Consider the following 7226-nt stretch of genomic DNA (forward strand, 5'->3'; position numbering starts at 1 on the left):
AAAGAGACAATCGTCTCTTTTTTATTTTAAAAAGAAGGTGATACATTGCTAAAACTCTACAACAAACAAATGCAACTCAAGGCATATCTTGAAAATGCATATAATATAAAATACAACCCGCCACTCAATGAACTTTGGACGGCGGGTTTTTCATTACCGTTTACTGATCCAAAAAGAAAAGAAATTGAAACATTTGATTATGTGGAGATTTTTGATAACGGTAAACGTATCGGTATGTTCCGTATTATGGATAGCGAAGAAGAAAGAGAAGCACATGAAAAAATAATAACGTATGACTGCGAGCACGTTTTATCCACTTTGATGGATAGCGTGCTTTTTGGTTATCACGAAAGATTAAATTTAACCACAAGGGAGAATATCGAGTATCTTCTTAGCAAACAGAGAATCAAGCATTGGAAACTTGGTCGGTGTGATTTCGTAAAATATTTTCAATATAGTTGGGAAAATGAAGATACATTATTAGGCCCAATATATAGCATTCCTAAGCCATTTGATGAGAAATTCCAATGGACTTGGGATGATTCATCTTATCCTTGGACATTAAACATTGTCCGATATTCTGAAGAAATTACGGGTGAACTTCGATACAGGAAGAATATGAAAGGTATTAAACGAAAAGTAGAAGCTAAGGATGTTATGACAAGGATTTACCCGCTTGGTTATGGAGAGGGAGTTAATCAGCTCACAATTAAAAGTGTTAACAACGGTCTTCCCTATATAGATGCTCCTGATTTTGTTAGAGAGTTACATGATGGGTTTGATTATATTTGGGTAGATAGACGATTTGAAGATGCTCAATCGCTTTATGCTTCAGCGAGGGCGATGTTACTAAAAGCTTGCATGCCAAAGGTTACGTATGAAATTGATGCAATTGATTATGAATTGATTGATCCATACAAAATAGAAAAGTATGAGACTGGCAAGCTAGTACGTTTATACGATGAGGATTTTAATATATTTGTTGACTTACGAGTAATGGACCGTCAAAAAGATGATGTTACTGGTAATCCGCTTGATGTAAAACTTGTATTAGAAAATAAGGTAACTGATATAGGGACGATACAAGCTGATATTGAGAAGAGACAGAAAGTCAATGAAGTGTATTCTCAAGGAACAACTAATATTGACAGTCAACCTTTCCAAGATAATTGCGATCCAGAACATCCGGCTATTATTAGGTTTCAAATACCAAACGATGTAAAGAATGTGAATCAACTGATACTGACATTTGAAACGTTACGATTTAGAGCGTATGAGCGCGCCATTAAAGGCGGAGGTGCTGTTGTAGGTTCAACGCAGGCTGGTGGTGGAGTAGTATCATCCACGTCCGCTGGCGGAGCTATTGTACAATCGACGTCAAGTGGTGGTGGTAGCGTACAAACGTCATCTAGCGGAGGGGGGAGTGTGCAATCTTCAAGCGGTGGCGGAGACCATGTTCATAAGATGTTTCATGGTGGTGGTATTGTTCCTGCTGAACCTCCAACGATTGGATTGTACACAGCTTTTTCAGATCCCGGTAGGAATACAGCAGCTTCATTTTATGCAAAAGGAACTGGCTCAAGCTTATACACACATGGTTCTAGTGGCGATCATACACACGTTGTGACGACACCAAATCATACGCATACGATGACGACACCAGATCATCAGCATTCTATGAGTCTGCCAAACCATCAACACGATATGCACCTTGATCCACACAGCCATGAAATTACATTGCCAAACCACACCCACGAAATTGAGTTTGGCATTTTCGAATTATACCAAACCCCATCAAAAGTAATGATTGAAGTAGATGGGAATACATTGCCGTTTGATTCAATAAGAGGACAAGATATTAATTTGATCCCTTATTTAGCGAAGGATAACGAAGGGAAACTGCAACGCGGCCGTTATGTTGAAATTAAAATTACACCAAATAGTTTAGCTAGAATTAACGCTACTGTTACAGGGCGACTGTTTATCCAGTCAAGAAGTGGCGGTACGTATTAAGATAAATGATTCAATAATAATAAAAGGAGATTAATAATATATGAAAACAATTGAAATTCATACACAAGGTGGATTAAAGCATAAAGTACAAACTGAAGTATATAATGCGGAAGCGCTGAATACAAAACTAAATGACAATGATTTAATAACGGTATTGATTGGTGATTTCATTATTCAACGCATTGATGTTAAACGTATCATTCCATTAAATATCATTGATACGGAAGGTGCTAAAAAGGTAGAGGTTCACACGAATGCTGGAAAAGTGATTGAGATTACAACAAACGATTATGATCCAATCTATCTAAACGAACAGTTAAACAATAATAATACAATAACGGTTGTAATTGGTGATTATATCTTCTCACGAATTGATGTGAAACAAGTTGTCCCTGTCCCAGTGAAAGAAGAACCAAAAGAGCGAGAACAACCACCTGTAACAGAACCAGGGCAACCAACAGCCCTAGTTGAACCGCCAACGGAAGAGCCAAAACCCGAAGAAACGAATTAATTTATCTTTTCTTTTGTGAAAATCTTATTCATTCTATATTATTAATAGCAGATATTATAGAAAGGGGAATAAGATATGAATTTATTTGAATTGGATCTTTATAAAGAAGTAGAAAGTTTAGCTTCAGAAAAAGGTTACACTATCGAAGTAGAGATTGGGGCTTCAGATGACCCATTAGGATTAGCTCATCACTATGTTGATTATCAGAATAAGAAGATTGAGATTGTAGTCCCTGAAGGTCATCCCGAAATTATCCCTATTTTTGCACATGAGTTATTTCATGCGATATTATTTTTGAGAGGGTTCCCAAGACTTTTAAGAAGTCCTGAAATCCAATATAACGAATTGGACGAGTTTTTGGCACAAACAATTGAAGATCGTGCGCATCATTATTATTTATATCCTCTAATGAAAGAAAGAGGATATATGTATGATGAAGAAAATAAAGCATTTGCTGAAAATCTTTATAATGCAATGTTGGATACTAGCACATTAGAAGAGATCGATTTTGCATTTAATGTTTTAGAAATGGATTATAGAGATCCTGTATTATTCCAAGATTACGAACAAAAAATCAAAAAAAAGACACCAAATGTATACGCTCTTTACAGAAGGTTCAAACGACTTTATTCAACAATAAAAGATCCGAGAACTATGAGAGAATCCATATTGAAAGTATGTAGACAAGTTGAATCTTCAGCTGGAAAATATGGGGTGGAGTATTCATTTAAAGAAAAATTCAATGTCCCTATGATTCCGAATGACTATGAAAAAGGACAGTTATGTTCTAAATATTTGATAGCTAAGAGACTTTATCCATTAAAACATCAATATATCTTTGATATAAATAGTGGTCAATGTGTTAAAATTCTTGACTCTAGTATATTTACAGATGAAAAAGTTAAAAAGATATTAGATACGGAAAAATTAAATTATTTGTTTAATTAATTTATAGATGAAATGGAAAATTAGTTTGGAAAAAAATACAGTTTTAAAACAAAGAGAGACGAATTAGTCTCTCTTTTTATTTTAAAAGGAGGTGAACAATTGGAGCGAGTTCATGACATTTTCAGAAGTCTTAACATAATCGATATTTTTAATTCAGCACAATTCAAAGCAGTTTCATTTGTAAGCGGTGGACTAGGAACGTTTTTAAGTTTGGTTTATGGAAAAACTAATCTAATCTGGATATTCATTCTGATGATGGTTGTTGCACTCGATTGGATTACAGGAAGTAAAGCATCAAAGTTAGATGGATCGTATTCATCAGCATATGGAGTAGAAGGCATCGCACGTACCGTGGTGCTTTTTTTGTTGCCATGCTTAGCTCACATGTTTGATATCGCATTCAAGTTACCAGATTTCTTTTTCTTTATGGTAACTGGTGGTTTAACATATCACATTTTCAACAGTTTCACCGCTAATTGTGTTCGTGTTGGCTGGGACAAATGGATTCCAACATGGTTACTGGAAAGCGTAGCAAGTGAAATTGAAGCGAAAATAAAACGTTCTGATACAAGGAAACGGAGGAAATAAAGATGCAAGAGAAATTCAAGAATTACGGATTATGGGTAGCATTGTTTGCACTGTTAGGGATGGTATTAATGGATACCGTCCCACATTTTAATTTAGGAAGATATCAAGAATACGTAGATATGATTCTGTACATTTTGATTGCTGCAGGTGTTGTATCTAATCCTACAGCGGGTAAATGGTTTGCGGATAAACGAAACAAAGGAGTGGATAAATAATGAGACAAATTATTGATATTTCAAAATGGAATGGTGACATTAACTGGCCTATAGCAAAGCAATACATTGATTTCATCATCGCTCGTGTACAAGATGGTTCAAACTATGTAGATCCATTGTATAAAGGATATGTACAAGCCATGAAGCAACATGGTATTCCTTTTGGTAACTATGCATTCTGTCGCTTCGTTTCTGAAAATGATGCAAGAGTAGAAGCTCGTGACTTCTGGAACCGTGGAGACAAGAGCGCGACAGTCTGGGTTGCAGATGTTGAAGTGAAAACAATGAATGATATGAGAGCGGGCACACAAGCATTTATTGATGAACTACGTCGATTAGGTGCTCAGAAAGTTGGTTTATACGTTGGTCATCATATGTATGCTCCGTTTGGTATGGCAAATGTAAAATCTGACTTTGTTTGGATTCCTCGTTATGGCGGTAACAAGCCAGCTTATCCATGCGATATTTGGCAATACACAGAGACAGGTAATGTACCTGGTATCGGTAAGTGTGATTTGAATCAATTGATTGGCAGTAAATCATTATCTTGGTTTACAGGAGAGGAACAAACAGAACAATTTGTTGCTAATGGTGGCTATCAATACGTTAAATCTGGTGGATTTGGTATTTCACTGGTTCAGGAAGTCGTAAATGCTATGAATGAGCGTGGAACAAAAGGGAAGGTTGTCTCTGATCCATTAACTGGTTTAGCGTACTTACAAACTGAAGTACTACCTAATGGCGAGCTTGATAAGATTACAGCTTGGATGGATGAAAGAAACTGGTGGTACGAATACATTAAAAAATAAAACAAAAGAATAGTTTTATGAACAAAAATTATTATCTGGTTCTATATGTAGATAATTATATATTGATTTTCATCTTTATAAATGTTAGGGTAAATATACACCGTTTCTTATTTATCTATGAGTACTGTCTGTAGAACGAATAGAATAATTTGAAAAAAATCCCCTTTTGCACCTATATGCAGAAGGGGATTTTAATATTTATGAGATTTAAAATTTACTTTTAGATAACGCTTTAAGTACTGGCTTTACAATTAAACCTATTAAACGAAAGCCTTTAAATATAGAGCGTACAACTTTCATGAAGACGCCCCCTGAAAGAAATTATATATTAAGTATGTATTATTTCTTTTCTTTAACTTCACATTCAGCTTCAATGAATTTTAATACTTTACCCTTTGTTTTTATGTGCTATTTCACGGATTACATCTATATAAGAATCACTTGCTTCCCCTAGAAGATTTAACCCTCTCAAGAAATCACTTTTTGTTTTATCATCTATGTTTGATAATATTAACTCTATACCTTCTCTTCTCGTTTTCATTGATTGAAGTACTTTCTCATGAATGTCTTTGTAATCAGCACTAGGCTCTAAGTCTTCGAATTTAAGAGTTACTTTCTTTAAATCGTTAAGTGCAATTTTGTAATTATCATCACCAACTGCATCATATACAGCACTCGTAGCTTTGCTTAATTCATCACTTAGGTCAAATAAGGAATTCGTATATGTGAAGGACTTATCATTTAAAGTCTTGTGTCTTGATGACTCTGTAGAAGTCTCCGATACAGTTTCTTGTGAAGCTGACTCTTTCGGATGGTCTTTTGATATCTCACAACCTACCCCTAGTAACATGATTGGTAAAACTACGTATGCTAGTTTTTTTGCTTTCATTATGAATCCCCCTCGATAACTAAAGCCTTCTTATTTCAATGTTTTCATTGCTTCTATAAACTTGTTTGAAGCCTCGTTCGTTAGGGTTAATCCTCTCATAAAATCTTCGCTTGCTATGTTGTCTATGCTAGCATATTGAATACTAATTGCATCTCGCATATCTTTCATAGAATCTAAGAGAAGTTTATGTGTTTCTTCTTGATTATACCCTGGGTCTTTACTTGGTTTTAAATCATCATACTTTAGTGTTACGCTTCTTAAGTATAGTAAATCGTTTTTATAGCTATCTTTTGAAGTACTTAACGTACTATCTTTATTAATTATCATAGCTAAATCGTTCATTGCTTTTTCAAACTCTTTATTTAAGTCATTAATAGCAACCCTATAGTCTATCGCTTCGCTAATCTGAGTTGTCCTTTCAGGAGATACTTCCTCAGAGGTTTCTTTTGCTGGAGTTTCCTTCTTTGAATCCTCTTTAATTGTAGTTTCTTTCGCTGTACTATCTTTAGGGTGGTCTTTAGACATCTCACAACCTACCCCTAATAACATGATTGGAAGTGCTAAACATATTAGTTTCTTTGGTAACATTGTGTATACTCCTTTTTAAAAGTGTTGTAATTAATTAACATATGGAACCATAACATGAATTACATAAATAAGATATATAAATTTTTGTCTTTAAGGAAAATTTTGAGTGTTTTATCAATATGAAAACGTGTATTACGGTTTAGAGAATCTCATATCGTATGCTTTTTAAAAATTTTTCCCTTATCCCATCCTCAGTGTTTGGAATTTTTTATCCTTATAAAGGTTGAGTAACGAAATAGAAATTGACTACACAATTAATGCAATACCGTAAAATTTGTTTATTGTATTGATGAAGAATATTATATACATGCTTGGGAATGAAAATAAATTTATAGGATGTGAAATGACAATATAATAGAAGGAAAAATACAACATACGATTCTCTTTTTGGCAGAGTATGTAGATACAGATAAGGAATTTACAATTGATGAGAAGTTAAACGTGGATGGTTCACTACGATTTAAGGAACACAACAGAAAAGGGAAAACATATTATATAACGATAAACGAAACTTACGTATGGTAACTGTGTATATTACTATAATACAGTATACTCATAGGAGGTAGATATGTGTTTGATAAAAATGAAATAAAAAAAATAAATGAGGCACTTCAAGCTAATGCATTAGATCCAAATATAATTGGCCCTACACTTCCCCCGGTTCC

At 34.4% G+C, this 7226-nt stretch carries 9 protein-coding genes; 7 read left to right on the forward strand and 2 right to left on the reverse strand.

Annotated elements, in window-relative coordinates:
• Positions 1-69: 69 nt before the first annotated feature.
• The 6 genes from MR170_RS21765 to MR170_RS21790 all read left to right on the forward strand — a co-directional run bounded on the left by MR170_RS21765 (position 70) and on the right by MR170_RS21790 (position 5084).
• Positions 70-2013, forward strand: coding sequence for a phage tail spike protein (locus MR170_RS21765; protein ID WP_242309258.1), 1944 nt, complete (start codon positions 70-72; stop codon positions 2011-2013).
• Between the two features lie 40 nt (positions 2014-2053).
• Positions 2054-2524, forward strand: coding sequence for a hypothetical protein (locus MR170_RS21770; protein ID WP_242309247.1), 471 nt, complete (start codon positions 2054-2056; stop codon positions 2522-2524).
• Between the two features lie 75 nt (positions 2525-2599).
• Positions 2600-3472 (forward strand): hypothetical protein, encoded by an 873-nt coding sequence (locus MR170_RS21775; protein WP_242309248.1) that lies wholly within the window; start codon positions 2600-2602, stop codon positions 3470-3472.
• A gap of 99 nt (positions 3473-3571) precedes the next feature.
• Positions 3572-4060 (forward strand): phage holin family protein, encoded by a 489-nt coding sequence (locus tag MR170_RS21780; protein WP_242309250.1) that lies wholly within the window; start codon positions 3572-3574, stop codon positions 4058-4060.
• 2 nt (positions 4061-4062) lie between these two features.
• The gene (locus MR170_RS21785; protein ID WP_242309252.1) at positions 4063-4275 is read left to right on the forward strand and encodes a hypothetical protein; all 213 of its coding nucleotides are present in this window, start codon (positions 4063-4065) and stop codon (positions 4273-4275) included.
• The gene (locus MR170_RS21790; protein WP_242309253.1) at positions 4275-5084 is read left to right on the forward strand and encodes a GH25 family lysozyme; all 810 of its coding nucleotides are present in this window, start codon (positions 4275-4277) and stop codon (positions 5082-5084) included. Before MR170_RS21785 ends, MR170_RS21790 begins: the two co-directional genes overlap by 1 nt.
• Before the next feature lie 388 nt (positions 5085-5472).
• On the opposite strand, the gene MR170_RS21795 is transcribed toward MR170_RS21790, so the two are convergent.
• On the reverse strand, positions 5473-5973 hold the full coding sequence (locus MR170_RS21795) for a DUF6376 family protein (protein ID WP_242309255.1): 501 nt from the start codon (positions 5971-5973) through the stop codon (positions 5473-5475).
• Between the two features lie 30 nt (positions 5974-6003).
• The gene (locus MR170_RS21800) at positions 6004-6561 is read right to left on the reverse strand and encodes a hypothetical protein (RefSeq protein WP_242309257.1); all 558 of its coding nucleotides are present in this window, start codon (positions 6559-6561) and stop codon (positions 6004-6006) included.
• Between the two features lie 570 nt (positions 6562-7131).
• Between MR170_RS21800 and MR170_RS32500 the strand changes: the two genes are divergently transcribed.
• On the forward strand, positions 7132-7226 hold a 95-nt coding region (locus MR170_RS32500; RefSeq protein ID WP_242309260.1), incomplete at its 3' end, for an exosporium leader peptide-containing protein.

The organism is Bacillus cereus group sp. BfR-BA-01524 (assembly GCF_022662595.1).
In the GTDB taxonomy this organism is placed as follows: domain Bacteria; phylum Bacillota; class Bacilli; order Bacillales; family Bacillaceae_G; genus Bacillus_A; species Bacillus_A thuringiensis_S.